Raw genomic sequence first — 25,932 nt, 5'->3', positions numbered from 1 at the left:
TCGCCACCGAAACCCATTGAACACACCAATTTCAATTTCCATGAAGAAACGCAACAGCATGACGCTGGCCGCCGTGGCTCTCACGGGCCTGACGCTGGCGGCCTGCTCCACCAGCGGCCCGAAAGCGCGCCCGGCTGCTACCTCCATCAAGCCAGATATGTCGGCTACCGGTAACACGTCGGCTCCGGCGGAAGCCTCCGCTCCGAAAGGCACCGGCCTGAACCTGACGAACATCGACGCGTCGGCTTCGCCGTGTCAGGATTTCAACCAGTACGCTTCCGGCAATTGGTACAAGAACAACCCGATTCCGGCCGCCGAAGTCCGCTGGGGCTCGTTCAATGAGCTGAGCGACAAGAACAACGCCGTCATGCGGCAGATTTTGCAGGAAGCTGCCGCCAACACCTCGGCCACTAAAGGCACCAATGCCCAGAAAGTAGGCGACTTCTATGCCTCAGCCATGGACACCGTGGCCATCGAGCAGGCCGGCCTGAAGTATCTGAAGCCCGAGCTAGACCGGATTCAGGGCATCAAAGACCTGAAAGCACTACAAGCGGAAATCGTACGGCAGCAACTGACTGGCACTGGCGCTTTCTTCAACGCCTATGTGGGCCAGGACGAAAAGAACAGCACGCAATATGCCTTCCAGATGGGCCAGGGTGGCCTTTCGTTGCCCGACCGGGACTACTACCTCAAGGACGACGCCCGTTCGAAAGCTATCCGCACGGCGTACGTTACGTACCTGACCAACACTTTCAAGATGTTGGGCGACGCGCCTGCCGTAGCTGCTAAAAACGCTGCTACTGTAGTGCGCTTGGAAACCCGGTTGGCCAAAGCCAGCAAGAGCCGCGTAGACCTGCGCGACCCGTACGCCAACTACAACAAAATGACCGTGGCCGAAGCCAACAAGCAGTTCCCGAACCTGGGACTGCCCACGGCGTTGCAGGCCATGAAGCTCGGAGCCGCCAAAGAGGTGATTGTGGGACAGCCGGCTTTCTTCAAAGAGGAAAGCGCCATGCTGAAGCAGGAGCCCCTGACCGACCTAAAAACCTATTTGCGCTGGCACATGGTGTCGTCGGTGACGTCGGCGCTGCCGAAAGCCTACGGCGACGAAGCCTTCCGTTTCTCGCAGGTGCTGAGCGGCGCCAAGCAGCAGCAGCCCCGCTGGAAGCGCATGAACCGCGCTACTGATGGGGCGCTGGGAGAAGCCTTCGGCCAGCTGTACGTGGACAAGGCCTTTACGCCCGAAACCAAAGCCAAGGCGCTGGAAATGGTGGCCAACATCCGTGAGGCTATGGCCGACCACATTCAAAAAGTGGATTGGATGAGCGAAGCCACCAAAAAGGAGGCCCTCAAGAAGCTGAACGCCTTCACGGTGAAAATCGGCTACCCCGATAAGTGGAAAGATTATTCGGCCCTGACCATCTCACGCGAATCGTACCTGCAAAACACGCTGGCGGCTCGCAAATGGGCCACGCTGGACAACTACAGCAAGCTGGGCAAGCCGATTGACCGCAACGAGTGGGGCATGACCCCGCCCACGGTGAATGCCTACTACAACCCGCCGATGAACGAAATTGTGTTCCCGGCTGGTATCATGCAGCCTCCGTTCTTCGACCCCAAAGCTGATGACGCTGTGAACTACGGTGGTATGGGCGCCGTTATCGGCCACGAAATCACCCACGGTTTCGACGACCAGGGCCGGCAGTACGACTCGGAAGGCAACTTGAAAGACTGGTGGACCAAGGAAGACGCCGACAAATTCACGCAGCGCGCCGACATGGTGGGCAAGCAGTATTCGGCCTTCTCGCCGCTGGACTCGGTGTACGTGAACGGCAAGCTGACCATGGGCGAAAACCTGGCCGACCTGGGTGGCCTCAACATTGCGTATTCGGCCCTGCACAAGCAGTTGAAAAAGCAGTATCCTGATGGCAACTACCCCAAATACGACGGCCTCACGCCCGACCAGCGCTTCTTCCTGAGCTGGGCACAGGTGTGGCGCACCAACGCCCGGCCTGAGTACCTGCGCCAGCAGGTAATGACCGACCCGCATTCCCCGGCGCAGTTCCGCACCAACGGCCCGCTCATGAATATGCCCCAGTTCTACGAGGCCTTCGGCTGTAAGGAAGACGCCAAAATGGTGCGCGCCCAAACCGACCGCGCCAAGATTTGGTAGAGTTTGAATGGCAGAATAGCTGATTAATGAATTGTTGAAAAGGCGGCTCGCAATGCGCGGGCCGCCTTTTTTGTATTATCGGACGTAGTGTGCTAGGTGCCGCTAAATTGGTCAACAGCAAACCGGCGAAACGCTATTCTACTGAATACCGTGTTGCCTTTGTACGTCTTTATTACTTTGCCCCATACACTTTCCACTAAAACAGAAACTGAATGACTCCGACAGATATCCGTGTAGTTCATCAGTTTGTGGATGTGGCGCTACAGAAGCTGCGTGACGTTGATTTGATGCGTTTGCCCTATGCCAACATGCCCTTGGAAATGCAGGACGAAACTGGAACGTCGGAGGATGATTGGCTGCCGTGGAAACCGGTGCCGAGCACGGTTACTGACTCGGATATAACAGAATTAGAAGCTAAAACGAAGTTGCGGTATCCTGATTTATACAAGGAGTTTCTGCATTACAAGCACTTTTACGATTTATGGCCGCAACAGGAAATCAACTTCTTCAGGCATGGCATCTATGAGTGGAAAGCAAAATTGCTTGCTCGTTATTTCGATGCCTGGGACCCATCTAAGCTGATAGAACAAGGACTTATCTACTTCGCCGATTATTCGGATTGGGGAATTGTGTGCTTTGATGCAAACAGCCAAAACAAGGAAGACCATGACTGTCCGGTTGTTATGATTGACCATGAGTTGTTGCACTCCGAACCAGTGCCGAAGCAGGTGCTGTATCCTTCTTTTGCTGCCATGATGTATAGTTTGGTGGCTGACCAGCAAGATTCAAACGTGCCTGATTAGTAGAGCGGAGAGTAGTTCAAGCAAGCCTCCGCCTGCCAATAGCCGCTGGTGGGCTTATCTTGCCAGCCAACCCCCAACCATCTTCGCTACGCCAATGCCTGCTAGTATCCGTTGCCTCTGCTTGCTGCTCTTACCGCTTTTAAGCGCCTGTTCCGAGGAGACAGTGCAGGAAAAGGTAGCCAACCCCAAAACCGGGGACGTGTACGTGGTGCAGTTTCAGCCAGCTGGTACCACCGAAACGCGCTACTTTTTCTACCACCTCTACCGCGTCACGTCCGACAGCGCCTACCTGCACCCCGCCCGCCAGGATTCGCCCACGGCCGACGCTGACCTACGCCAGCTAGCCTTCGAGCCACTGCCCAAAACCATAGCCTACACCCGCGCCGAACTAACCGAACTACTAAACGAGCAGCCCGGCGACGTCACCAAAAGCAAGCTGATTCAGGTGCGCCGCCCGTAGTTTGCGTTTATCGTTACTTCACTATTTCTATCTTGATATCCACGTCCTTCTTCGGCCATTTGTAGGGGTCTACGGGCTCGTTGGCTATTTTATCTACCACATCGAGGCCCTCTATCACTTCGCCGAACACCGTGTACTTGCCATCCAACGACGGCACGCCGCCCACGGTGGCGTAGGTGCGCTGCTGGGCAGGGGTGAGGGCGCGGCCCGCCATGGCCTGGCTTTGGGCGGACGTCATGGTTTGGCCCTGCACAAAGTAGAAATCGGTGTTTGAGGACAGTTGGCCGGGGTTTTCGTCATCGTCGTAGCGGGCCATGCCGAGGGCGCCACGCTTATGGAAGTGCTGCGGCCGGATTTCGGGGGGCAGGCGGTAGCGGGCCAGCTTAATAGTGCGGTGGTCGGAGGCGCCACCCTGCACGGCAAAGCCTTTCACCACCCGGTTAAATACGGTTTCATCGAACACACCGCGGCGGGACAAGAGCAAAAAATTGGCCTTGTGAATGGGGGTGTCGTCGTAGAGTTTCACCCGGATGTCGCCGAGGCGGGTATGCACTATCACCTCCGACGCCGGATACTGCTTGCCATAGGGGAGCAGCAGCCGGGCCGCATTGCTGTCAGCTATGGCGGTTAGGCTGGGGCCCGGTACATTGCGCTCCGCTGAGGGCGTGGGCGCCACGGTGTCGTCGGCGGGCTGCTGGCGGTTGCACGCCGCTAGTAGCAACAGGGAGAAGGCAAGCGGAAACTGGGAAGCAACGAAGCGCATAGGCAAAAACGGTAGTACGCGGTGCAAGCTAGCCGAAAAACGCAAGAGGTGGCCACCTCGCGGCAGCCACCTCAACCATAGTATCCAGTAATTTAGTATTGAGTAGGTAGTAGTGAGTATTGAGTAGTAGGATGGAGTTGCTTTCTACCTACTCAATACTAAACTTACTTACAGCTTGATGCCTAATTTCTTGGCAATGTCGGCAAACATCTGTGGGTCGTAGTCGTCGGCACCAGGCGAGTTGAGCTGGGGCTCTTCCTCCAAATCGGGGTACGGCACGCCCTCGAACCCGCCGTGAATCACTTCCAACGGCTGACCATCCTCGGGGTGAGTACCATTCCAGATAATGCCGGCCTGCTTGTAGTCTTCTTTGCTGAAGGTGTAGAGCTTGAGGTGCAGCTTTTGCTCATCTTGGAGCTTTTTAGCTTCCGGGAAGGCGTCGTTGCTCAGCTCTGGTACGGGCACCAATTTGGTTACTTCCACGCCCGTGAGATGCTCCAGCGCCTTGGCGTACGCTACCACGTGCAAGCCGCCGCGTACCAGCAAATAGCCCACCATGGCGCGCGCGCACGGGTCCGATACCATTTCGTACACTCGCATCTTGTTGGCACGGGCACCACATTCCAGAAAGAAGTTATGCAGCAAATCCAGTTTCAGGTTGCCACTGGCGTGCACGTTGTGGCCAGTCCAGGGGTTGCCCATCGAATCGACGGGTAGGGCAGCTTGGGCGCTGCTCAGGAAGTGGTAGCTGTTGCGCGCATCTTTGGCGTCGGCCAGAGGGGCCGGTACCGGGTCTTTGCCCCGCACCGTTTGGCCCGTGAGCAGCAGATTGATGGCGTACGACACGGCCTCGATATGGCTGTATTCTTCGGCCGCAATGCTACACGTAAGGTCGTAGAACGGCCGCAACCGGTTACGCCCCCGGAAATTGAACGACTGGAACGTGTAGTTCATCAGCGTCGACATCTCTCCGTACTTACCACCTAATAGCTCCTGAATGGCAGCAGCATCATTTGGCGAAGGGTTTTTGGGTTTGGGCAGCTCAACAGCCAGCCGGTCATAGCGCAAAATCATAGCTCAGAAGGTAAAGGTGAAAGGGCGAGATGCCTTGTCGACGTCACGTCAGCAAGGGTACTGAGGCTGTACGCTCAGGCTACTTGCGCGTTATGTCGAGCTTGGTCGTCGAAGTTGTAATGATATAGCTAAGCCTATTTTATAATAATTTGATTTTCAATGATATGAGCAGTGTGTGGGACAAAATCAACCAATTTGTATAGAATCCTGCCCTTTCGTGGCTGCTTGCGCTGTGCGTAGAGGAAATGCATAAAAAAAGCGTCGCTCATCTACATGAGCGACGCTTTTTGGTGCTTTATCCAGCTACCAGCCCGAGTTGGATGGGGAACCCCAGCCGTCGTCCTTTTTCTTGGCGGGCTTCTTGGGTTTCTCCTTTTGCTTGGTATTGCCTTCGTCGGTTTTCACTTTGACTTTCACCTTTTCGGCACCTTTCACGGCTGGCGCACCCGGGATGGGCGAGGCCGACGGGGTTGCTTCGGTAGGTGAGGTGGTTTCCAATACGGGTGCGGGGGCATCCACCGCCGAGTTAATTTGGTCGGTTTTGGCGGCGGCTTCCTGCTTGTTGAGGGCCAGTAGCATCTGCTGCGGCACCAGTTCGTTGTCTTTCCACACTTTCAGCTGGCTGCTCAGCAGTTCTTTTTCCTCTTTGCTGGGCTTGCTGGCTAGCATTTCGGTGAGGTTGGGACTGCCGGCGTCGCGCCAGGCCGTGAGCCACATAGAGGCCACCATTGTAGGGGCCTGCTTCAGCTGGTAAGCCACCATGCCGCCCACTTCCTTGTGGTAGGCATCGGCAAACGCATCGGAATAGGAGCGGCGGGTTTTACCATATTTGTGCGAAAACACATACTTGGTTTCGGTTTTGAAGCCGCGTGAGGCCTTCTCTTCCAGGTCGAAAGTGGCGCCCAGGAAGCCATACGACTTCTGAACTACCTGCCAGATGGCGGCCTGCGGGTCTTTCACGTAGCTCGCCGATTCCGAATCCAGCTTGTATTTGGCAATGTTGTGCTCGGGTAGCTTCGACTCCCACAGCGAGTGGATACCCTGCTGGTTGCTCAGCTGCCCATCGTAGTTGACGGTGGTGTGCAGCGGCACGAAGGCATCGGCAATGTAGTGGCACAAATCGGCGGAAAGGCGCACAATGGCCACGGTGTCGCGCGCTTTGAAGGCCGCCGTCAGGTTTTCTTTCACTTCCATGATTTCCCACGGCACCGTGCCGTACTTGCGCAGGGTATCGGCGGTGTACTTGGCTTCGGCCTTATCCCAGGTTTTGGGCATGAGCCCAAACGGGTCGTCGCCGTAGTGGTCCATGTCGATGAAATGCTTGGTGGCTTCCTTGGGGTCGGAGTCGCGCCGCTCATCGGGAGCCGTAGACAGCTTCACGATTTCCTTGAGATGCCGAAAGTAGAACGGCTGCAAATTGGACGGCAGCGCGTATACTGATATCTGCGCAATAGTACGGTGCGCGAAAAAGCCCCAGCCCGGCGACGTAAACGGCAGCAGCAGGCCCAGGCACAGGAAGAAAATAAACGGTTTTTTCATGGTATAATGACAGAGCCCGTGGATAGACGCTTAAAGTTAAGCGGTGAAATGGTGAGCTGGTGAAATAGTGAGTTTGCGGTTCTCGCCGCGCCACTTGCGCAAATTGTGCGGATAGAACGTTAAACTCACCATTTCACCACCTCACCATTTCACCTCATGGCGCTTATTTCCCGCAAAAAGCTGCACTACGCCATTCAGCCGGCGCTGCGCGAGTACCTGCACCAGTACGACCGGGAAACCCGGCTGCCGATCAGCTACCGCGACCTGACCCGCTTCAGCGGCGCATTTCCGCTCCTTGATAGGCAGGGGAATGATACGCTCTGGGAAACCGTGTTCTATGAGCCCCAAACCTTAGTGGAGCTAAGCGAAGGACTGGCCCAGGTGTACGCGCTGCTGAAAACCGACGGCGACCTGTCGTTCACCGACCACCTGCTGGCCGACCGGATTGACTACTGCCGCTTCGGCAACTCCAATCCGTTTCGGGTACGCATCATCAACCGCCTCAACGACAACTACGACTACTTCTACGTGAAAACCGCCGATGCTTCGCGCATCTACGGGCTGGAACTGGAGCACCTGCTGTCGCCCAACCGCATCAGCTACCTGGTGAGTGGCGACACGCTGATTGAGGAGCACATTGCCGGCATTCCCGGCGACGACTTCATCCGGACCCGGATTCCGCAGATGCAGTTCAACCAAGTGCGCATTGCCAAGGAGTTTGTGAAATTCAATGAGCGGTGCTTTGCCCGCTTGCTGGGAGATATGCGCTCCTACAACTACGTGATTGTGGTGACGCCTGATTTCGACGCCGAGCAATACCGCGTGCGCGCCATCGACTTCGACCAGCAGAGCTACGAGGGCCGCAAAACGATGTATCTGCCCCAGTATTTCAAGGACAACTTGGCCGTAATTCAGATGTGCAGCCGCTTTCTGAAAGCCGAAGCCATCCGGCAATACCAAACCGAGGAGCGGGTGCTCATGCTGCGCCGGGTACGCCTGGAGCGGTACCGCCTCAAGGCCCTCATGGACTGCATGCGCCGCGACGACCTAGCTCCGCCCGAAAAAATAGCCCAGCTCAAGCAGGAGCTGAACACCCACCACCAAACCACCGCCTTCAACCGCTGCCACAGCATGGGCGACTTGGTGCGCCAAAACCTAAAGCTGGTACTGGACCTGCCCAACAAGCTGGACTAGTGGTGAAATGGTGAGATAGTGAGGTGGTGAGTTTATTGTTTGGACTGCGCAATCAGCGCGCTTAGAACGTCAAACTCACCACCTCACTATCTCACCATTTCACCACTAGTTCTGCGCTAGCTTGGTTACGATGGCGTCGTTGGCGTGCTGTTCGGCGTAGTGGTCGAGCAATTCGTTTAGATGGTCGAAAATGAAATCAACGGCCAGCTGGCGTACTGTGTCGCAGTTGCCCTCGAACTCCTGACGCATCTCTTTAGCGCGGTTTTCGTGCAGGATGGTGAAGTACATAGTGCCCACCGGCTTTTCGTCGGATTCGGAGGCGCCGCCCGCGCACAGGCCCGTTACGGCTACGCACACATCGGCAGTAGGTAGATGTTTGTGCAGGCCCATTACCATTTCGTTGGTTACCTGCTGGCTTTCGGCGGTGTACATGGCCAGGGTTTTCTTTTTCACGCCTAACAGCCGCTGCTTGGCTATTGCGTGGTACGTAACTACGGAGCCCAGTAGCACTTCGCTGCTTCCTTGGGCTTTCACAAATTCCGAAGCCAGCAAACCGGCCGTGCAGCTTTCGGCAAAGGCCACCGTGAGCTTGTATTGCAGAAATTTCTTGACAAGCGTATTCAGGTCAGATGGTTTCATAGAACAGAGCGAGTGGAATCTTCCCTATACGCAAGCTGGCCCCCTGCTAGTTATAGCCGAGTTGCCGGCTGGTATTCCGCTGCTCGACTATAATTAACAGAGTATTAGCGGCCCAACCCAATGCTCATGCCCAGCGAAATTTCCAGGCCGCCGGGGCTCAAGGCGTCCACTAGGTTGCGCATGCGGGCAGACGGCGGCAACCCCGTATTTGTGGCATACAGCACCGGGTCGCCGGCAAACCGGATGCCGTAGCCCACGGTGCCCAGCAGCCCCACCCGGCCCGGTTGCCAACGCAAGCCGCCGCGCAAGTGCAGCACGCCGGAAGGCGCCATGGTGTAATTGGCTTTTTCTTCGGTAGGTGTGCCTTCGTCCAGCGTGATGTTCACGTCGTCGATCCGGCCGCTGCGGGAAATGTTGGCCCCCAGGTACGGCGAAACCCGTCTGCCGGGGCTCACAAAATACCGCGCCCCAAACCCGATTTTACCGCCTATTCCAATGCCCAAGCCGGCATTCAGGTCGATGTTGGGCGTAATCAGGTGGGCGTAGCTGAAGCCCAGGCCGCCGTAGGGTCCGCCCCAGCCCAGGTCTATGCCCAACGAGGAAACCCGGTAGTTGCTCAGGTCGAGGGGGCGGGCCAGGGGGAGTGGGCGCGGGTTGGCTGCCGGGGCAACGGGTTGCGTGTTCAGCTCTGTTTGAGCAGCGGCAGGTAGGCTGGCGGCCAGCAGCAGCGCGGGCAGCAGGGTAGAGGCTTTCATAAAGTAACCGGAAAGGAATGGGTGGCAGAGTAGCAAATGAAATTGTGCGAGAAAGAGAAAGGAGGGTGGCTTTTCGTTGTATAGCCTATTTAAATTATTGCCCCTACTTTATGCAGCGCCCCACCTGAATCCGCTTATTACCTAATCCTGCCGATATACTACGCCCTGCTTCATCACGAACCGCACCTGCTGCATCACCTTAATATCCTGGGTTGGGTCGCCTTCCACGGCCACTATATCAGCCAGCTTGCCTGGCTCCAGCGTGCCAAGGTTGGCGGTTTGGTCGAGCAATTCCGCCGCCGATACAGTGGCACTGCGGAGCGCGGCGTAGGCCGGCATACCAGCTTCCACCATGTACTGAAACTCCAGCGCATTCACGCCGTGCCGGTACACGGCCGCATCCGTCCCGAAGGCAATCTTCACCTTGGCTTTGTAGGCCCGGGCAAACGTGCTTTGCAGCTTCGGCCCAATGGCCAGGGCCTTGGGCGTTACCAGCGGAGGGTAGTAGTTCGGTATCTTAGCCGAATCGGCCACCGACTTGCCCGCCGTGATAGTAGGCACATACCACGTGCCGTTTTTCACCATCAGGCGCATGGTTTCGTCGTCCATGAGGGTACCGTGCTCGATGCTGGTGACGCCCGCCCGCACGGCCCGTTTCATGCCCTCGGCACCGTGGGCGTGGCACGCCACGCGCAAGCCCAAGTCGTGGGCCGTTTCCACTACAGCCCTGATTTCGGCCTCGCTCATTTGGGGTGCCGAGCCGTCTTTGGCCACGCTCAACACGCCGCCGGTGCTGGCAATCTTGATGAGGTCGGCACCGCGCTTGTACTGCTCGCGCACAGCCTGCCGGCCCTGGTCGGGGCCGTTGATAACGCCGTCGGCCGGGCCGGGCACACCCATCAGGCTGAGGCGGTAGCCGTTGGTAGGGTCGCCGTGGCCGCCAGTGCCGGAAATTGTTTTGCCCGATGTAAACACCCGCGGCCCCACCACCTGTCCTCGGTTGATGGCGTTGCGCAAGGCAATATTCACGCCTGAGCCGCCCAGGTCACGCACCGTAGTGAAGCCGGCTAACAGCGTTTTGCGGGCATGGTCAAGGGAATTAAACGCCACATCGGCCGGGTTTTCGGTGAAGCCTTTTAGTTGGTTGTCTTTGCTGGTTTCGCCTTCCAGGTGCACGTGGCAGTCGATGAGGCCGGGCAGCACGGTGCGGTTTTTCAGGTCGATAACCTTGTCGGTGGGGCCGCCGGTCTGGTAGCCAGCCTGTACGGCAGTCACCCGGCCGTTTTCCACTACCACAGTCATTTCCGACTGGGGCTGAGCGCGCTCCTGGCGCATATCCAGCAGCCGGCCGCACTGTACGTAGGTTTTCTGGGCCTGCGCGGATAAGGTGCTAACTATCAGCGTAAAGGCCGAGAGGAATAGAGTTTTCCGAAGCATAACAGGTGTCACGGGCTGGAAAGTACCAGCGCAGTGCTATATAGCTGTTTCCTGGCAAAGTCCCGCGGAGCACTTGGTTGGCAAGCAAGGCGCTGGGGTGGGCGTAAGGGGCCAGCCAGCTAATTCAGATAAAGAATAGTCGGCATGCAGCCTAAAAATTAATTGCTGTGTGTACCTTCATTCATCCAATCATTCCTTCATCCAACCCCTCTATGGCCACTCCCGAAGAATTTGAAGCCGCTGCCGCCCGCAGCAAAGAACTCCCCAGCAAACCATCCAACACGGTGCTGCTCCAGCTGTATTCCCTCTACAAGCAAGCCGCCGAAGGCGACGTAAGCGGTGAGCGGCCCGGCGGCTTCGATTTCAAAGCCATTGCCAAGTATGATGCCTGGAGCAGCCTCAAAGGCAAAAGCGCCGACGATGCCCGCCAGGAGTACGTTGACCTGGTAAATTCCCTGTTTCAGCAGGCATAGCCGGACTTATCAGGCTTCCTGGAAAACGCAACAAGCCCCGGCTACCGCGCGGTAGCCGGGGCTTGTTGCGTTTTCAGTGAACCAAGCTTAGCCCAGCGTGGTGCCAGGGGTTGGGGGCGCTACGGGCGGGGTAGTAGGCTTGGGCGTGGGCAAATCGAAGGCCACGGCGGCGTGCTCGAAATGGCCTTTGTGCGAACCGTCGCAGAAGGGTTTCTGGTTGGAGAGGCCGCAGCGGCAGATGCTGATACGCTCGCGCCCGCCCAAACCATACGGCTGGCCTTGGGCGTCAACTAGTTCAATGTCAGTGCCCTCCACGCGGAGGGAGCCATTGCTGAGAACAGTGAGTTTGATAGACATGATGGTGAGTGGTGAGGTGGTAAAATGGTGAAATTGTGAATTTGCGAAGTGGTGAGTTTATGTTCGAACCGCGCCAGTGGCGCAGAGCCGTGCCGCCAGAACGTCAACTTCACCATTTCACCACTTCACAATTTCACTAATGCAGCTCCTTGCGCATGATGTAGTCGTTCATCCAGAACGGACCAATCGGAATGTCTTCTTCCCGGTTGCGGGTGAAACCCTGATGCTCGTAGAACGCCAACGCCGGGTTGTGGCGGTTCACGTTCAGTTCCAGCGCCTGGCCCCCGGCCGTGCGGGCGGCGGCTTCCACGGCGGCTACCAGGTGCTGCCCCAGGCCCTGGCCCTGGTGCGAAGGCAGTACGTAAATCTTGTGCAGCTTGAACACATTGTGCTCTACGGGCAGCCGCGAAAACGACGCAAAACCCGCCGGCTGGTCGTCGGTGAGCAGCAGCAGAAAGGTATGCTGGTCGTCGGTCATCTGGCGCTGCAACGAGGCCGGCGTGTAGATGACGCGGTACATGTAATCAATCTGCTCTTTGGAAATGATGAAGCGGTACGTGGGTTCCCAGGTGGCTTCGGCCAGCTGAATGATGGTCGGAATATCGGCCAAGTCGGCGGGGCGGATGGCAATAGCAGCGGAAGCAAAAGCAGACATAGGATGCAAAAACGGCATTTTCCGGGGAACCACCGAACTTCCCCCCAGATTTCGCCGTTTTGGGCCGGAAATTGCCTGCTAACGTATAAATGACCTGTCTTTGGCCGTTATCAGGCTAATCCCAATCCCCATTCTCATGAAACGTCTCGCTCTTTCGGTGTCGGTCTTGCTGACTACTTTGGCACTGGTTCCCACCGCTCACGCCCAGCAAACTTCCCCATCCAAGTCCACTTCGCCTACATCCCAATCCGCCCAAACGCCGTCCGCCATTGAGCGAGATTTACGGGTTTTCAGCTCGTGGGTGAGCGACAAAATAGACCGCGCCGAAGCGGGGGTGCGCCGCGAGATGCCGAAAGTTTCGGCGGAGTTCGACCGCCAAAGCCGCCGCATCGACCGGGGCGTGGACAGCCTCTCGGCTCAAGGCAAGCGCGAGTACGCCGACCAGAAACAGCGCTACAAGGATTGGGCCGCCCGCCAGGATAGCCTGGATGCCCGTGCCCGCCGCCCCGAAACCGCGCAGCAAATCCAGGACCGGTTGTTAGGCGAGAAAGTGGTGATGAGCCGGGTGCGCGCCAGCGAAATGCCCGATTTGTACGCCCGCTTCATTGAGGCTACGCGTAGCCAGCGCCGCCAGTGGTCGGCCACCGACTGGAGCAACGCCAGCGCCGTATTGGCCAACCTGAATGCGCGCTACGAGCAAGTACGGGAGCAAATTCCGCTGGAAGATAAAATCCGCATCCGGTCGTGGCAGGGTGAGTTTCGCACCTTAGAAGCCGCCCGCGACGCCAAAGAAGTAATCAGTAAATAACCGCCCCGGCTTGGTTAGTGCAGCCGCTGGTTGCGTAGCCAAGCCAAGGCAGTTTCGGTGTCATAAAACACCTGAATAGATAGCAGTTGCTTGGCGCGGTTCACAAAGTCCAGCGAGGCTAGCTGGTTGTTCAGGTCGGGCGCAAAAACGTAGGCAAAAGCCCGCAGGCCCAATCCGTGGGCCTGCGGCATCCATTCAAATTCCAGCCATTCCATGGCTTCCGTCCAGTCGCCGGTAGAGGTTTGCTTGTCGTTGAGCAACGCCAAGCACGGCAGTTTCTGCTGAGTTTCCAGTACGGCTCGGGCCCCTGTTACCACTCCCTCGGCTGTGAGGTTGCCAAACCACTGCACGTAGAGCAGCTGCTCGTGAGGATAATAGAGCTGGCGAAGTAAAGGTGCGCCGTGCGCGTCGTGTAGCAGCCCTAAATCTTGGCTGTTATTATCCAGCGAATGCCCGGATAGTTGCTCGGTGTGAGCGGATAGTGGAGAGGCTAGCATAGGACACGGCAATTGGGTAGGGAGATGAATATACTAGATAATGCATATAAAAAATAGCATTGCTGCTCCCGATTTCTGATTCAGTACTTTTGTGGTTCAGGTTTAGCCACGGAGGCCGGCCAGTATTCTTTTTCAAGCGTTATGCATATTGCCATCGTCGGCAACATTGGGGCCGGCAAAACCACGTTGGCCAACAAGCTGGCTCATCATTTCAACTGGGAAGTATTTCTGGAAGACGTCGACCACAATCCGTACCTCAAGGATTTCTACGACGATATGCCCCGCTGGGCCTTCCACTTGCAGGTGTACTTCCTGAACAGCCGCTTCCGGCAGACGCAGCGCATCAAGGAGCTACAGAACACCGGCAAAGGCGTCATTCAGGACCGCACGATTTACGAGGACGCGCACATCTTCGCCGCCAACCTGCACGATTCGACTTTGATGAGCGAGCGGGACTACCAGAACTACCTGAGCCTGTTCAACTCAATGATTGAGATGGTGCGCCCGCCCGACCTGCTGCTCTACCTGCGCGCCGACTTACCCCGGCTGATTCACCAGATTCAGAAGCGCAACCGCGACTACGAAAACAGCATCAAAATCGAGTACCTCCAAAACCTGAACCAGCACTACGAGAAGTGGATCAGCGGCTACAAGCACGGTAAGCTGCTCATCGTGGATGTCAATAACCTCGATTACGTACAGAACCCCGAGGACCTCGGCACTATCATCGAGCGAATCAACGGCACGCTTTTCGGCCTGTTTTAGATAAACAGTAAGGCAGTAAAAGATGCGGGACGAATAGCAGCCATTCGTCCCGCATCTTTTACTGCCTTACTGTTTATCAGTCTCTCAGCCCTTCGTTCAGGAAACGCACCAAAGGTTGCGCGGCCCGAAAGCCGGCCAGCACGCGGGGCACAAAGTCAGGGCGTAGCACGTCGGCATCGGCAATGGGTTGGACGACCGTGAACTGCTTGAGCTGCAGCCACTCTAAATCGGGGGTGTGCCTGTCGTAGCCGCGAGGCGGGCGTTGGAGCTGTTCGCCCTGCACACCGGCCGGGAAATGCTGCTGCAAGTCGGCGGCTTCCCGTACTGCCTGAAACTCGGCGCCGTTGTAGTGGATTTCCTGCCGGATTCGCGTTAGCCCAGTTGTATCGGGCCGCCAGATGCCGCCGCCCATCCAGGAGTGGCCTTCGGGCTGAATAGCTAAAAAATAACCGGCCCACGGCGCGTGCCGGCCGTCGCGCTTCATGCCGGCTCCCATGCGCCGCTTATACGGCTCCGGGTCGCGCTGCGACCGGTCGTTTTTGTTGATGCGGAACATGACATCGGCCGGCGTGAGGCCGCGCACTTCCGGCTCGAAGGCCTGCAACCCCGTCAGGACTTCCTGCACCAAGGCTGTGTAAATAGCCCGCGCCTGGTGGTAGTCGGCGCGGTGGGCGTCCATCCAGGTTTTGTGGTTGTTGGCGGCCAGATTACGCAGAAAATCGAGTAGGAAAGCGCGGTCCATGAGTGGCAATAAGGAACGGGGTGAGTGCTGCTAACGCAGTTTCCTAGCCTGTCGTTCACTTTACCAGCTCGCCCACTTCCGCTTTGACGCTGAGTATTTCCACGGCGTCGCCCACTCGAAGCAAGCCCTGGTTGGCACTCGTTACGTTCTGGCCGAACATCACTTTCCTGCCCACTGTGCGGTAGCTAGCCAGGGTTCGGAGCGGTTCTCCGGCGGGGCTCTTTTGGGCGGTTTGCTGGTCGACGGTGGTCATTACGCACCGCCCACAACTACGCACGGCCCGGAACGTTACGTTGCCAATCCGAAATTGCTCCCAGGTGTCTTCGCCAAAGGCCGGGCCGCCACTGAACACCAAATTAGGCCGGAATCGGTCCATTGATACGGGCTCGGCGAGGCGGGTATTCAAATCATTCAGAGAACTTTGGCCGATAAGCAGAAACGGGTAGCCATCGGCGAAGCTCACCAGCTGGCCTTCCGGGTTCAGCTCAGGTTCCACATCACGCCGCACCATATCCGACATAAACACCAGCTTGCAAGTCAGGCCCAGGGCGTTGCTGAGCCACTCATCGGCCTCGCGGGAGCCACGCCAGCCAAATACCATATCGTCCCAAATGGTCACGAAGAGAGTGCGCTCCGGCGTGGTTTCGAAGGGGATGTAAAGCGGCAGTAAATCGGGCCGCTGGGCGTGCGTGAGCAGGAAGCCGTTGTAGGCGGGGGCTACGCGCAGCAGCGCCATAGCCGGCGTCTGGCGCTGGGTCATGAACTGGTTGTGGGCATCTACTAGCACCCAACGTCGGTCGTGGCGCAGGCCCCGGGCTGCCGTTTCTGATTCCGTGAGCCGAATGCCCCCCAGTGACTTAATTGGATAGATGTATAGGTCTTGTAAAATCAAAGAATCAGCCATGCAGCGAAATTAGAGGACTTACGCGAATGGATTGCCTGGCAAACCTGCTTATTTCTTGGTAGCGCAACTCAGCTAGTACCCGCTGAAGCCGTTTGGACGCCCCCTGCCAAAGTCCCCACTCCGAGCTGGTCAAGGAATAATGTCTGCTATTAGCATAATGGCCGTTGCTGTCTGGCTGCTGTCCGCACAGCCTAAAACGGCTCAATTATAGAAACGGGAATACCACTTTGGGTTGGATGAGGAAATAATTTCACTTGTACGGTTAGCTGTGCTAAGTAAGGAGAAAAACACAGTAATTAAAATAGTGCAATTTATTCAAAGGAAATACTGTTGTATGTGAACTGGTGTATTAATTTGTCAATAGTATTGAGAGGTGTATTTGTGGTTTATTTTGGAGCAAGTAAAAGGCTATTTATAGGCTGATTTAAATAAGTAAAATTATATATGGCATAAGCTGAACAATGCTGGGGCACATAGTTGCTGTGGGGAAAATGGGAAGTGGCGTGGCTTTTGGCTGTGATGCGCTACGCTCTGATTACCGCACTACTTAACACACCCTATTTTATGGAACTGCCCGCTTTCTTGGAAGGCCGCCAAGGCCGTCTTGCCTATGCAACACAATTGCTCGTGATATTTCTACCGCTACTGGTTGCTTATCCGCCCTCTCATACCAGCAATTGGGCATTGCTACTACTTGCTACGCTCCTGATTATTGTTTGCACTGGTACAGCGGCCTTGCTGGCAGTGCGCCGCTTCCATGACATAGGCTTGAGTGGCTGGTACACCCTACTTCTTATAATTCCGGGCCTGAATTTGCCGGGGTTGCTGCTACTGGCTTTGCTGCCAGGTGCGCCAGTGCTGAACCGTTGGGGTGCCGCTGCCCCGGCCAGAATCAGTAAGTCGCGCTTCAGCCTCAATGGGTACTATTTCACGGTATTACGCTACCTCCGCACTGGGTTGATTCGGACGGTGGCGCACTAGCAACAAGCCCCTGGCCTATCTGAGTATGCCAGGGGCTTGTTGCTCGAAGGTGCAAGGGTTAGGGGTTTTGGCTGGCCGCCAACTGAACCGCTTGGTACAGATTTACCAGCCCGCCGGTGCTGGATAGCTCCGCGAAATCCACCTCCTGATTGGTGCCGGGCTTTACCACTTTCGTGTGGTACACCACCGCCGATTGCAGAATGATGCGTTTCAGGTCGGTGGCGGTTAGCTTGGGAAAATAGGATTTCAGGACGGCGGCAATACCCGTCACTACGGGCGAGGCCATGCTGGTACCGCTCTTGTTGCCGTATTGTTGGCCGGGCAGCGTAGAATAGATTTGATGGCCGGGCGCAAATACGTCCACGTTTTTCTTGCCGTAGTTAGAAAAATCGGCGGCTAAGTGGTTGTCGTTGAGGCGGGCAGCGGCCCCCACGGTTATCATGTTCGGCACGCGCTTGCCGTTCGGGTACACCGGCGACGGATATTCCACTGCCGTGTCGATGTCCTGGCTTTCGTTGCCGGCAGAGTGCACCAGCAGCACCCCTTTCTTTTCGGCGTACTGCATGGCAGCATCCACGGCCTCCCGCTGCGGGGAGTAGTACTTGCCGAAACTCATATTGATGATGCTGGCTCCGTTGTCTACGGCGTAGCGGATGGCATTGGCAATATCCTTGTCCCGCTCGTCGCCGTTGGGTACGGCCCGCACGGCCATCAGGCGCACGTTATCGGCTAGGCCCAGGATGCCTAAGTTGTTGGTGCGGTCGGCGCCGATGATGCCGGCTACGTGAGTACCGTGGCCGGGGTCGGGGCCGTGGGTGTCACGGTTGCCGTATAGTCGGTCGGTGGTGTTGGTGGGGTCGTCGCCGATGATGGTGGCGCGCGGGTTGAACTTCGGGTTCAGGCTGTAGTCGAGCAAATTCTTGCTCTGGTCCATGCCCTCTTTCATATCATTCACCACCGATTCCAAGTCGGGGTAGCCAGCAGCGCGCAGGTTGGCTTCGAGGCCCTGCGTGGCGCGTTGCAGGTTGGGGTCGGTGGGGCGCAGCTGGCGTAGCGTAGCGGTATCAAGCCGCGGCACATTCAAAATCTGGCGCAGATTATCGGCCATAGATTTTGTTTGGGTGTAGCTTTCACTAAGCGACTGGTACTGCTGCGTGTTTTCGGCTATTTTATCGGCTTGCGTACGCTTCACCTTTTGGTACAGGTCGAACTCGGCGCGCTTGGCGGCGGGTACTGCGGTGCGGGCTTTGTTTTCGTAGAGCGGCTTCAGCTTGGCTAGCAGGCGGGTATCTTCATACGTATCCACGTCCACGTTGCGGCCATCGGCGTTGCCCAGGAAGTTCCAGCCGCGTACATCATCCACGTAGCCGTTTTTGTCGTCGTCTTGGCCGTTGCCGGCAATTTCGCGAGGATTGCTCCAGAGCAGGCGCTTGAGGTCCACGTGCGCAGTATCAATACCGGCATCAATTACGGCTACCACCACCGGCGTTGACACCCGGTTTTTCAGCAGTTCCTGATAGGTGCGTTTGGCACTAACGCCCATTACACCGTCCGCCGTTGGGTCGAGCAAATACCACTGCTGCACAGGAACTTCAGGCTGAGTTGGAGCAACCGTTTGGGCTGTAGCCAGAACCGGCAGCAGCAACGCAACGCCGAGCAGTTGGCGGCGGAAAGAAGGGAAGAGCATGGGAAAAATAATCAGTCGGAAAGCACAAGTGTACGCAGCCTAACAAAATCTGGTCCGCAGAATTCACCTTTCAGTAAGACAACCGGCAAATTCAGCCACACAGACTCTTTTGTGCGCCACAAAGACGCACGACAACTAAGAAAGAGTGAGAAGAGGGTTTGTATAAGCTTATTTGAATATTTATAATGGGTGCAATTATTTCCAAATAATACACCAACAAGAATTGATTTTTAGTAATTTTGCATCACTGAATCAATACAAAATATGGTTCTGCTGGAAATCGGCGCTACACAGAGAGGAGAAGAGGACGTTAGATGTTACGGTGCGCTTTCTTCTATCATTTCTACTTGTAGTTACTCATGTGCAGGCTGTCAAACGCAGCAATTGGTCTTATATGCCCCCTAATCCCATCCTTTTCTACTTAGAAAGAATGAAACACAGTTTACAAGTTCGTTTTTCAGCGCCAGTTAGCCTCTTCACTACAACCCGCAAGCTGAGCTTGCTCTTGGTATTTCTGCTCTGTGCTTTCGTGCCTACCGAGCTACTGGCTGGCTCCGGCATCTTTCAGGGCTTTGTAGTGCTGAACACCAAGAATACGCGTAATATTTTTTACGACCTAAATCCTAATACCCAAACGGGTAACGCAGACTTCAACGGGGTGTCATTCGGTGATTTTAAAACCGATGAAACCTTCACCCTCAGAGGTGGTGAAATCAACACGTATAAGAATGGGCGTACCGATGTTCTGAACGGCCGGCTACGGTACCGGGTGTATCCAGCGGGGCCAGCACCTGCCAACGCCAGATTCGACTTTATCAACTTGCCTTATAACAGCGAGATTAGTGGTACTCCTGGTGACCAGAAATGGCAGGAAGTGAATGCTAACATCAATCTGCTTGCGGGGCTTACACCTGGCAGCTATGTGATTGAGGTGTACATGGAATCCGATTTCAATGAATACACCGCTAGTGGCTTCGATTACTCGGGTACTAATTACTACAGCAACGATGGTGCTAACTACATAGCGTTTTTTACCGTGAGCCAGGGGGCCATTCCGCTGCCGGTTGCTCTCACGCGCTTTGCAGCCCAGCGGCAGGAGAATGATGTAAAGCTGAGCTGGGAAACGGCTTCCGAGCAAAACAACCGCGGCTATGAAGTGCAGGTGTCAACCGACAGCCGCACGTTCCGGGCGCTGAGCTTTGTGCCCAGCCGCGCCGAAGGCACCAGCAGCACCCGCACTACCTATAGCTACCTCGACACCGAAGCCGGCAAATCCGGGGTGCGCTACTACCGCCTGCGCCAGGTGGACCGCGACGGCACCGAGAAATTCTACGGTCCGCAAGCCGTTAGCTTCAGCAAAGCAGGCTCCTTAGTGGCTTTGCAGGCAGCGCCCAACCCTTTCACCAGCGAGCTGACGCTGAGCTTGCCGTCGTTGGGGAATGCCCGCACCGGCACGGTGGTGCTAACCGATATGCTGGGCCGTACGGCGCTCAGCCAGCCGCTCACGCTGGCGGCTGGAGTTGGTGAGGTGCGGTTGCCCGCACTGAACAATCTGCCTACCGGTATGTATCACCTGCGCCTGAACCTGAACGGCGAGCTGCAGACGATGAAGCTGCTGAAAGAGTAGTTTCTTGTAATTCTTAAATGAAAAGTCCTCCCACCGGGAGGACTTTTTTTGTGCGTTCCGGTGACTGTTCACTCTTGCTGATGACGCGTACTTTGGTTTTTGTGCAACACCTTACCTATTCAAGGGTTCCAACGATACGCGAAGCAAAGGCTTCGCGCTACAACCAAGCTGCGCCCAACCTGCCGCGCCCGCCTGTATCTTTACCGTCCTGCTACCTTTCTGCTTCAACCGATGCGCCTTTCCACTTTCCGCGCCGCCCTGCTGGCATTTTTAATTTTTAATTCTCAATTTTTAATTGGCGTAGCCCAGGCCCAGGCGCCCAAAACCTACTCGTCGTCGGAAATCCTGCTGGGGCTCAAGAAGTTGAACGTGCTGGGCTCGGTGCTGTACCTGGCCGCCCACCCCGACGACGAAAACACCCGTCTGATTGCCTACATGGCCAACGGCCGCCTGCTGGAAACCGGCTACCTGAGCTGCACCCGCGGCGACGGGGGCCAGAACCTCATCGGCCCGGAGCTGCGCGAACAGCTCGGCGTAATCCGGACCCAGGAGCTGTTGGCGGCCCGGCGGATTGACGGCGGCCGGCAGTTCTTCACCCGCGCCAACGACTTCGGTTTCTCGAAAACCTCCGACGAAACCTTCACCATTTGGGACAAAGAGCAAGTGCTCTCCGATATGGTGTGGGTGATTCGGCAGCGCCGGCCCGATGTGCTCATCACCCGCTTCCCGCCTGACCCACGCGCCGGCCACGGCCACCACCAGGCCAGCGCCATTCTGGCCGCCGAGGCCTTCGACGCCGCCGGCGACCCGAAACGGTTTCCCGAGCAATTGAAATACGTGCAGGTGTGGCAGCCCAAGCGCCTGTACTGGAACACCGGCAGCTTCTTCGTGAAGCCCGGCGAGAGTATGGACGGCTACCTCAAGCTCGATGCCGGCGGCTACAACCCGCTGCTGGGGCAGAGCTACGGCGAAATTGCCGCCCGCAGCCGCAGCCAGCACAAAAGCCAGGGTTTCGGCTCGGCGGCTACCCGTGGCGAGGCACTGGAGTATCTGCAATACGTGAAAGGCGACAAAGCCAAAACCGACCTGTTCGAAGGTATCGATATGACCTGGAATCGGGTGCCCGGCGGCGCGCCTATCGGGAAGATGCTGGACGAGGTGATTCGTAAGTACGACGCGGCGAATCCGTCGGCGAGTGTGGCGGGGCTGCTGAAGGTGCGGAAGGCTATTTATTCAATCTATGAAACACCTGCCAAGACCTATCAAGCCGCTGACGCCGTACAGGGCACAAACCGTATAGAAGCAGAGAAGGAATTAAATCATTTGCAGTTTTGGATTACAACCAAGATAGAGCAAATAGACGAGTTATTGAAAGCATGTATTGGTCTTTACGTTGAGGTCACAGTCCCTGCTAATACAATTGCGTCAGGAGAAGAGGTAGAATTAGCGTTAGATATAGTTAATCGCTCAACTACTCCTGTTAATGTAGTTGGTGCTATTGTTAGTGGTTTCAAGAACAATGGCGTCGAAGTCAAGGAAAGTATACAAGCTGGTAAGAGTGTTAGAAAAGATTTGCACTGTATAGTACCTTCAGATATGTCAGTTTCACAGCCTTATTGGCTGCGTGAGGTTGCTTCTGTCGGGATGTATAGTTTGCCAAAAGAGTTGTCTACTGGCAGTTTACCTGCGGGGTATATCAATCAAGACAACCCTAACATAAAACTGGGCTTCTTGCCACAACAAATATTTGTTGGCCTTCCTGAAACCCCCCCTATTCCGCTTATATATCTTACTGTACTGGTAGATGGTAAGGCAATTGCTTACCAAGTTCCCGTCCAGTACAAAAGCACCGACCCGGTAGAAGGAGAGAAGTACCGTCCGCTGGTGGTAGTGCCGCCCGTGGCTGTGAACATAGCCGGTCGAGCCTACGTGTTTGCCGACAACCAGCCTAAAACGGTACCTGTGACCTTGCGCGCCGGCAAGGCGGGCGTGAAAGGCTCGTTGGCCCTCACGTTGCCCGCTGGCTGGAAAGTGGAGCCGGCCAGCTTCACCTTCGATATTGCCAGCAAAGACGCTGAACAAACTGTACAGTTTCGGGTGCAGCCCGGTGCGGGGGCGCAGGAAGGCAAGTCGGAGCTACGAGCGGTGGCTACCGTGGACGGGCAGGTGTATTCGCGCGGGTATCAGGCCATCGAGTACAACCACATTCCCACCCAAATCCTGTTCCCCGAAGCCGTGGCGCCGCTGGTGAAGCTGGACCTCAAGCGCAAAGGCCAGGAAATCGGCTACCTGATGGGGGCCGGCGACGAAGTGCCCGACGCCCTGCGCCAGATTGGCTACACCGTCACGCTGCTCAAGCCCGAGGACATCACCGACCAGAACCTGCGCCGCTTTGATGCGGTGGTGCTGGGCATCAGGGCCTACAATACGCTCGACAAGCTCAAAACGCTCCAGCCGACGCTACTGAAATACGTGGAAAACGGTGGCAATATGGTGGTGCAGTACGTGGTGAGCCGAGGCACCGTCATGAGCCAAATCGGGCCGTACCCGCTCACCCTCTCCAACGACCGGGTAACGGTGGAAAACGCGCCCGTTACGTTTCTCAAGCCCCAGCAGCCCCTGCTCAACACGCCTAACAAGATAACCACCAAGGACTTCGAAGGCTGGGTGCAGGAGCAAGGACTCTACTATCCCAGCTCCTGGGATGCCAAATACCAGCTCGTCATCAGCTCCCACGACCCCAACGAGCCCGCCAAGGAAAGCGCCATTCTGGTTGCCGACTACGGCAAAGGGCACTACATCTACACCGGCCTCAGCTTGTTTCGGGAACTGCCGGCCGGCGTACCCGGTGCGTACCGCTTGCTGACCAACATGGTGTCATTGGGTAAGTAGATAAGTACGCCCGTTTGCTCCTGAATTCAGCGCGGTTGCACTATTATTTGGCTACGCTCTATGCCTCCAATACGTTTGTATGGCCGCTTGTTGCTGGCTGCGTTGCTTGCGCTGCCAGTTGTCTTGTTGCTGAGTTGGTGGGTGGATGAGCCGCTGTCCAAGCTGCTGCATTGGCATGGAGAATCTTTGCGGCCATTCTTTACGGGCGTGATGCGCCTGCACGATGCTCTGATAGACACAGTGGTGATGCAGCAGCCACTGTACTTGTGGCTGGGGTTGCTGTGCTTGTTTTGCATTACGCGCCTGTTGCGGCAGCGGCACTGTACTATCTGGCTGGTAGCCGTGCTAACGTTGGTAAGCAGCCAGGCAGTACGCAACTTATTGGCGGTGTATTTCAACCGGCCGCGGCCTTTTCAAGTGTTCAGTCAGGTGGCACCCGATGGCGGTTTTTGGCAGGTGGTAGGGCAGTTCGATGCGTTTCCGTCGGGGCATGCTGCTGGTACGGCGGCTTTGCTATTGCCCTGGACACTACGGTTTCCCAAGGTCCGGCCGTGGCTGCTGAGTTGGCTGGGGCTTATCTGTATAGGCCGGGTGGTGCTGGAGTATCACTGGCTCAGCGACGTAGTAGCTGGGGCCTCAATCGGGCTGATGCTTACGTGCGGTTGGGAGCTTGGCACCCGGTGGCTGCGTCCTTCTTCTACGGTTGAGGCTGCGTCGGTAGCTGCCGGTGCAACCTGAGACTGTATCTTTCGCCCTTCCTACCTACTCGCTTGTTCGCTGTGTCAAACCATCCCCATCCATCCGAAGCTGATAAGCCTCCACTGCTGCCTTCGTGGCGGGCTTGGTATTGGCTGGTGCTGGGGGCGCTGGCTGCGGAAGTGGCCCTCTTCACGTACCTGACCCAGCTTTTCACCGCATGAGTATCCTCGACTGGCTGGTACTGGGTGGCACGCTGCTCTTCATTGTGGGGTACGGCACGTGGCGCACCCGTCGCGCCGACCACACCATGGATTCCTACCACCTCGGCGACCGGCAGGCCCAGTGGTGGGGTATCGGGCTGAGTATTATTGCCACCCAAGCCTCGGCCATCACCTTCCTGAGTACCCCCGGCCAAGCCTACGACGACGGCATGCGGTTCATTCAGTTCTACTTCGGCCTGCCGCTGGCCATGGTGCTGATTGCCATGTTCGCCGTCCCGATTTACCAGCGGCTCCAGGTATTCACGGCTTATGAGTACCTGGAAGGTCGTTTTGATAGGCGCACCCGTACGCTGGCGGCGTTGTTGTTTCTGGTGCAGCGCGGCTTCAGCAACGGGCTTTCCTTGTACGCCCCGGCCCTGGTGTTGTCGGCTATTCTGGGCTGGAACATCAACCTCACGGTGTGGCTGATTGGGGGGCTGATGATTTTTTACACGGTGGTGGGCGGCAGCCGCGCGGTGGCCGTTACGCAGCAGTGGCAAGTGGCCGTCATCTTCACGGGTATGGTGGTGGCGGGCTACCTGTTGGTGCATTACCTGCCGGCCGATGTGGGCTTCACGGAGGCTATGCAGGTGGCCGGCAATCAAGGCAAGCTCAACCTCGTCGATTTCCACTTCGACCCCAACGACCGGTACAATTTCTGGTCGGGCATGACGGGGGGCTTGTTTCTGGCCCTCTCGTATTTCGGCACCGACCAAAGCCAGGTGCAGCGCTACCTGGCCGGCCGCAACATTACGGAAAGCCGGCTGGGCTTGCTGATGAACGGGCTGGTGAAAGTGCCCATGCAGTTTGGCATCCTGCTGATTGGGGTACTGCTGTTCGTGTTCTACCAGTTCAACGCCCCGCCGCTCACCTTCAACCGCCCCATCCACGACCAAGTAGCCGCCAGTGCCACCTACGGTCCGCAGCTACAGGCGTTGGAACAGCAGCACGCCACCCTGTTCGAGGCCAAGCGCGAAGCCACCAGCCGCCTTGTGCAGGCCCTGCGCACCCACGATACCACCGAGCTGGCCGCCGCCCAAACGCACCTGCAAACCACCAACGCCGCCACCCGCGGCCTCCGCACCGAAGCGCAGGCGTTGCTCAAACAAGCTGCTCCGTCCGCCGAAGCCAAAGACACCGACTATGTCTTCCTGACGTTCGTGCTGCGCTACCTGCCGCAGGGCCTGGTGGGGCTGCTGATTGCCGTGGTACTGTCGGCGGCTATGGGCTCGGCAGCCTCGGGGCTTAATGCCCTGGCTTCCACTACGGTAGTGGACCTGTACCAGCCCACCCGCCCGCACCTGACGGGCGCGCAATGCGTCCGGGCCTCGCGCTGGGCTACCATCTGGTGGGGCGTGCTGGGCATTGCCTTCGCCACGTTTGCCGCCCGCCTCGAAAACCTTATTCAAGCCGTGAACATCCTGGGTTCTCTGTTCTACGGCACCATTCTGGGTATTTTCGTGGTGGCGTTTTTCATGAAGTTCATTGGTGGCAAAGCGGTGTTCTGGGCGGCCATTCTCGCGCAGCTCATCGTGCTGCTGCTGTTCTGGCGTACCGACATCGGCTACCTCTGGTTCAACATCATCGGCTGCGGGCTGGTTGTGCTGTTTGGCAGTGTGCTGGCTGTGACTGGCAACCGAAAAGCAGAGTAACGGTGAGGCGCATACAAGTTTAGCCCGCAGAGGACGCAGAAGGGGCGCGGAAGACGCAGTGTTCTAACGGATTCAATCCAGAACACTGCGTCTTCC

Annotated in this window: 25 protein-coding genes; 13 read left to right on the top strand and 12 right to left on the bottom strand. The window is 56.9% G+C overall.

The annotated features are described in order from the left end of the window. Positions 1–40 precede the first annotated feature (40 nt). The 3 genes from J0X19_RS19680 (at position 41) to J0X19_RS19670 (ending at position 3,436) form a co-directional block, all read left to right on the top strand. Positions 41–2,173 (top strand): M13 family metallopeptidase, encoded by a 2,133-nt coding sequence (locus J0X19_RS19680; RefSeq protein WP_242583050.1) that lies wholly within the window; start codon positions 41–43, stop codon positions 2,171–2,173. 212 nt (positions 2,174–2,385) lie between these two features. After that, the gene (locus J0X19_RS19675; RefSeq protein WP_206986141.1) at positions 2,386–2,976 is read left to right on the top strand and encodes an SMI1/KNR4 family protein; all 591 of its coding nucleotides are present in this window, start codon (positions 2,386–2,388) and stop codon (positions 2,974–2,976) included. 94 nt (positions 2,977–3,070) lie between these two features. After that, positions 3,071–3,436 (top strand): hypothetical protein, encoded by a 366-nt coding sequence (locus tag J0X19_RS19670; RefSeq protein ID WP_206986140.1) that lies wholly within the window; start codon positions 3,071–3,073, stop codon positions 3,434–3,436. A 13-nt stretch (positions 3,437–3,449) separates the two neighbouring features. Here J0X19_RS19670 and J0X19_RS19665 read toward each other — a convergent pair whose 3' ends face one another. From J0X19_RS19665 to J0X19_RS19655, 3 genes are all read right to left on the bottom strand, one after another. Beyond that, positions 3,450–4,199, bottom strand: coding sequence for a peptidylprolyl isomerase (locus J0X19_RS19665; protein ID WP_206986139.1), 750 nt, complete (start codon positions 4,197–4,199; stop codon positions 3,450–3,452). Positions 4,200–4,367: 168 nt separating this feature from the next. Beyond that, positions 4,368–5,273, bottom strand: a complete 906-nt coding sequence (locus J0X19_RS19660) for a manganese catalase family protein (protein WP_206986138.1) — start codon at positions 5,271–5,273, stop codon at positions 4,368–4,370. 303 nt (positions 5,274–5,576) lie between these two features. Beyond that, complete coding sequence (locus J0X19_RS19655) at positions 5,577–6,812, bottom strand: zinc dependent phospholipase C family protein (RefSeq protein ID WP_206986137.1); 1,236 nt, start codon at positions 6,810–6,812, stop codon at positions 5,577–5,579. 156 nt (positions 6,813–6,968) lie between these two features. Between J0X19_RS19655 and J0X19_RS19650 the strand changes: the two genes are divergently transcribed. Beyond that, a complete protein-coding gene (locus tag J0X19_RS19650; RefSeq protein WP_206986136.1) occupies positions 6,969–8,006 on the top strand; it encodes a hypothetical protein in 1,038 nt (345 codons plus the stop codon). Between the two features lie 105 nt (positions 8,007–8,111). Here the strand turns inward: J0X19_RS19650 and J0X19_RS19645 are convergent, their stop codons facing one another. The 3 genes from J0X19_RS19645 to J0X19_RS19635 form a co-directional block, all read right to left on the bottom strand. Further along, positions 8,112–8,645 carry a CinA family protein gene (locus J0X19_RS19645; RefSeq protein ID WP_206986135.1) on the bottom strand — a complete coding sequence of 178 codons (534 nt, stop codon included), beginning with the start codon at positions 8,643–8,645 and terminating at the stop codon, positions 8,112–8,114. A gap of 104 nt (positions 8,646–8,749) precedes the next feature. After that, a complete protein-coding gene (locus tag J0X19_RS19640; protein ID WP_206986134.1) occupies positions 8,750–9,400 on the bottom strand; it encodes a hypothetical protein in 651 nt (216 codons plus the stop codon). A 141-nt stretch (positions 9,401–9,541) separates the two neighbouring features. After that, positions 9,542–10,837, bottom strand: coding sequence for a metal-dependent hydrolase family protein (locus J0X19_RS19635; RefSeq protein ID WP_206986133.1), 1,296 nt, complete (start codon positions 10,835–10,837; stop codon positions 9,542–9,544). A 212-nt stretch (positions 10,838–11,049) separates the two neighbouring features. On the opposite strand from J0X19_RS19635, the gene J0X19_RS19630 reads away from it, so the two are divergent. Next, the gene (locus tag J0X19_RS19630; RefSeq protein WP_206986132.1) at positions 11,050–11,310 is read left to right on the top strand and encodes an acyl-CoA-binding protein; all 261 of its coding nucleotides are present in this window, start codon (positions 11,050–11,052) and stop codon (positions 11,308–11,310) included. A gap of 87 nt (positions 11,311–11,397) precedes the next feature. Here the strand turns inward: J0X19_RS19630 and J0X19_RS19625 are convergent, their stop codons facing one another. Further along, positions 11,398–11,667 (bottom strand): CDGSH iron-sulfur domain-containing protein, encoded by a 270-nt coding sequence (locus J0X19_RS19625; RefSeq protein WP_242583047.1) that lies wholly within the window; start codon positions 11,665–11,667, stop codon positions 11,398–11,400. 136 nt (positions 11,668–11,803) lie between these two features. Next, complete coding sequence (locus J0X19_RS19620) at positions 11,804–12,322, bottom strand: GNAT family N-acetyltransferase (protein WP_206986131.1); 519 nt, start codon at positions 12,320–12,322, stop codon at positions 11,804–11,806. A gap of 136 nt (positions 12,323–12,458) precedes the next feature. Here J0X19_RS19620 and J0X19_RS19615 point away from each other — a divergent pair, with 136 nt between their 5' ends. Then, positions 12,459–13,130, top strand: coding sequence for a hypothetical protein (locus tag J0X19_RS19615; protein WP_206986130.1), 672 nt, complete (start codon positions 12,459–12,461; stop codon positions 13,128–13,130). 14 nt (positions 13,131–13,144) lie between these two features. Here J0X19_RS19615 and J0X19_RS19610 read toward each other — a convergent pair whose 3' ends face one another. Continuing rightward, positions 13,145–13,627 carry a hypothetical protein gene (locus tag J0X19_RS19610; protein ID WP_206986129.1) on the bottom strand — a complete coding sequence of 161 codons (483 nt, stop codon included), beginning with the start codon at positions 13,625–13,627 and terminating at the stop codon, positions 13,145–13,147. Between the two features lie 141 nt (positions 13,628–13,768). Here J0X19_RS19610 and J0X19_RS19605 point away from each other — a divergent pair, with 141 nt between their 5' ends. Further along, on the top strand, positions 13,769–14,392 hold the full coding sequence (locus J0X19_RS19605) for a deoxynucleoside kinase (protein ID WP_206986128.1): 624 nt from the start codon (positions 13,769–13,771) through the stop codon (positions 14,390–14,392). A 76-nt stretch (positions 14,393–14,468) separates the two neighbouring features. Here the strand turns inward: J0X19_RS19605 and J0X19_RS19600 are convergent, their stop codons facing one another. Then, entirely contained in the window at positions 14,469–15,134 is a 666-nt protein-coding gene (locus J0X19_RS19600) for a DUF2461 domain-containing protein (RefSeq protein WP_206986127.1), read from the bottom strand. 55 nt (positions 15,135–15,189) lie between these two features. Beyond that, positions 15,190–16,038, bottom strand: coding sequence for an MOSC domain-containing protein (locus J0X19_RS19595; protein WP_242583044.1), 849 nt, complete (start codon positions 16,036–16,038; stop codon positions 15,190–15,192). Between the two features lie 519 nt (positions 16,039–16,557). Between J0X19_RS19595 and J0X19_RS19590 the strand changes: the two genes are divergently transcribed. After that, positions 16,558–17,019, top strand: a complete 462-nt coding sequence (locus J0X19_RS19590) for a DUF805 domain-containing protein (protein ID WP_307788485.1) — start codon at positions 16,558–16,560, stop codon at positions 17,017–17,019. A gap of 58 nt (positions 17,020–17,077) precedes the next feature. Here J0X19_RS19590 and J0X19_RS19585 read toward each other — a convergent pair whose 3' ends face one another. Then, entirely contained in the window at positions 17,078–18,706 is a 1,629-nt protein-coding gene (locus J0X19_RS19585; protein WP_206986125.1) for a S8 family peptidase, read from the bottom strand. Between the two features lie 430 nt (positions 18,707–19,136). Here J0X19_RS19585 and J0X19_RS19580 point away from each other — a divergent pair, with 430 nt between their 5' ends. The 5 genes from J0X19_RS19580 (at position 19,137) to J0X19_RS19560 (ending at position 25,836) form a co-directional block, all read left to right on the top strand. Continuing rightward, on the top strand, positions 19,137–20,333 hold the full coding sequence (locus J0X19_RS19580; RefSeq protein ID WP_206986124.1) for a T9SS type A sorting domain-containing protein: 1,197 nt from the start codon (positions 19,137–19,139) through the stop codon (positions 20,331–20,333). 231 nt (positions 20,334–20,564) lie between these two features. Continuing rightward, positions 20,565–23,225, top strand: coding sequence for a PIG-L family deacetylase (locus J0X19_RS19575; protein ID WP_206986123.1), 2,661 nt, complete (start codon positions 20,565–20,567; stop codon positions 23,223–23,225). A gap of 60 nt (positions 23,226–23,285) precedes the next feature. Beyond that, positions 23,286–23,963, top strand: coding sequence for a phosphatase PAP2 family protein (locus J0X19_RS19570; RefSeq protein ID WP_206986122.1), 678 nt, complete (start codon positions 23,286–23,288; stop codon positions 23,961–23,963). Between the two features lie 41 nt (positions 23,964–24,004). Further along, the gene (locus tag J0X19_RS19565) at positions 24,005–24,145 is read left to right on the top strand and encodes a hypothetical protein (protein ID WP_206986121.1); all 141 of its coding nucleotides are present in this window, start codon (positions 24,005–24,007) and stop codon (positions 24,143–24,145) included. After that, positions 24,142–25,836 carry a sodium:solute symporter gene (locus J0X19_RS19560; RefSeq protein ID WP_206986120.1) on the top strand — a complete coding sequence of 565 codons (1,695 nt, stop codon included), beginning with the start codon at positions 24,142–24,144 and terminating at the stop codon, positions 25,834–25,836. Before J0X19_RS19565 ends, J0X19_RS19560 begins: the two co-directional genes overlap by 4 nt. Positions 25,837–25,932: the final 96 nt, after the last annotated feature.

Origin of the sequence: Hymenobacter telluris, from assembly GCF_017313265.1 — a bacterium.
Taxonomy (GTDB): Bacteria; Bacteroidota; Bacteroidia; order Cytophagales; family Hymenobacteraceae; genus Hymenobacter; species Hymenobacter telluris.
Note: the sequence above shows the minus strand (reverse complement) of the source record. Positions and strands in the feature narration are given on the sequence as shown.

Bases quoted from the DNA above. Each gene is read 5' to 3' on its own strand.
- J0X19_RS19655 (WP_206986137.1), bottom strand. From the start codon at position 6,812: ATGAAAAAACCGTTTATTTTCTTCCTGTGCCTGGGCCTGCTGCTGCCG.
- J0X19_RS19640 (WP_206986134.1), bottom strand. From the start codon at position 9,400: ATGAAAGCCTCTACCCTGCTGCCCGCGCTGCTGCTGGCCGCCAGCCTA.
- J0X19_RS19625 (WP_242583047.1), bottom strand. From the start codon at position 11,667: ATGTCTATCAAACTCACTGTTCTCAGCAATGGCTCCCTCCGCGTGGAG.
- J0X19_RS19675 (WP_206986141.1), top strand. From the start codon at position 2,386: ATGACTCCGACAGATATCCGTGTAGTTCATCAGTTTGTGGATGTGGCG.
- J0X19_RS19570 (WP_206986122.1), top strand. From the start codon at position 23,286: ATGCCTCCAATACGTTTGTATGGCCGCTTGTTGCTGGCTGCGTTGCTT.
- J0X19_RS19665 (WP_206986139.1), bottom strand. From the start codon at position 4,199: ATGCGCTTCGTTGCTTCCCAGTTTCCGCTTGCCTTCTCCCTGTTGCTA.
- J0X19_RS19630 (WP_206986132.1), top strand. From the start codon at position 11,050: ATGGCCACTCCCGAAGAATTTGAAGCCGCTGCCGCCCGCAGCAAAGAA.
- J0X19_RS19560 (WP_206986120.1), top strand. From the start codon at position 24,142: ATGAGTATCCTCGACTGGCTGGTACTGGGTGGCACGCTGCTCTTCATT.
- J0X19_RS19600 (WP_206986127.1), bottom strand. From the start codon at position 15,134: ATGGACCGCGCTTTCCTACTCGATTTTCTGCGTAATCTGGCCGCCAAC.
- J0X19_RS19650 (WP_206986136.1), top strand. From the start codon at position 6,969: ATGGCGCTTATTTCCCGCAAAAAGCTGCACTACGCCATTCAGCCGGCG.
- J0X19_RS19610 (WP_206986129.1), bottom strand. From the start codon at position 13,627: ATGCTAGCCTCTCCACTATCCGCTCACACCGAGCAACTATCCGGGCAT.
- J0X19_RS19645 (WP_206986135.1), bottom strand. From the start codon at position 8,645: ATGAAACCATCTGACCTGAATACGCTTGTCAAGAAATTTCTGCAATAC.
- J0X19_RS19605 (WP_206986128.1), top strand. From the start codon at position 13,769: ATGCATATTGCCATCGTCGGCAACATTGGGGCCGGCAAAACCACGTTG.
- J0X19_RS19620 (WP_206986131.1), bottom strand. From the start codon at position 12,322: ATGTCTGCTTTTGCTTCCGCTGCTATTGCCATCCGCCCCGCCGACTTG.
- J0X19_RS19660 (WP_206986138.1), bottom strand. From the start codon at position 5,273: ATGATTTTGCGCTATGACCGGCTGGCTGTTGAGCTGCCCAAACCCAAA.
- J0X19_RS19585 (WP_206986125.1), bottom strand. From the start codon at position 18,706: ATGCTCTTCCCTTCTTTCCGCCGCCAACTGCTCGGCGTTGCGTTGCTG.
- J0X19_RS19680 (WP_242583050.1), top strand. From the start codon at position 41: ATGAAGAAACGCAACAGCATGACGCTGGCCGCCGTGGCTCTCACGGGC.
- J0X19_RS19615 (WP_206986130.1), top strand. From the start codon at position 12,459: ATGAAACGTCTCGCTCTTTCGGTGTCGGTCTTGCTGACTACTTTGGCA.
- J0X19_RS19635 (WP_206986133.1), bottom strand. From the start codon at position 10,837: ATGCTTCGGAAAACTCTATTCCTCTCGGCCTTTACGCTGATAGTTAGC.
- J0X19_RS19590 (WP_307788485.1), top strand. From the start codon at position 16,558: ATGCGCTACGCTCTGATTACCGCACTACTTAACACACCCTATTTTATG.
- J0X19_RS19670 (WP_206986140.1), top strand. From the start codon at position 3,071: ATGCCTGCTAGTATCCGTTGCCTCTGCTTGCTGCTCTTACCGCTTTTA.
- J0X19_RS19595 (WP_242583044.1), bottom strand. From the start codon at position 16,038: ATGGCTGATTCTTTGATTTTACAAGACCTATACATCTATCCAATTAAG.
- J0X19_RS19575 (WP_206986123.1), top strand. From the start codon at position 20,565: ATGCGCCTTTCCACTTTCCGCGCCGCCCTGCTGGCATTTTTAATTTTT.
- J0X19_RS19580 (WP_206986124.1), top strand. From the start codon at position 19,137: ATGAAACACAGTTTACAAGTTCGTTTTTCAGCGCCAGTTAGCCTCTTC.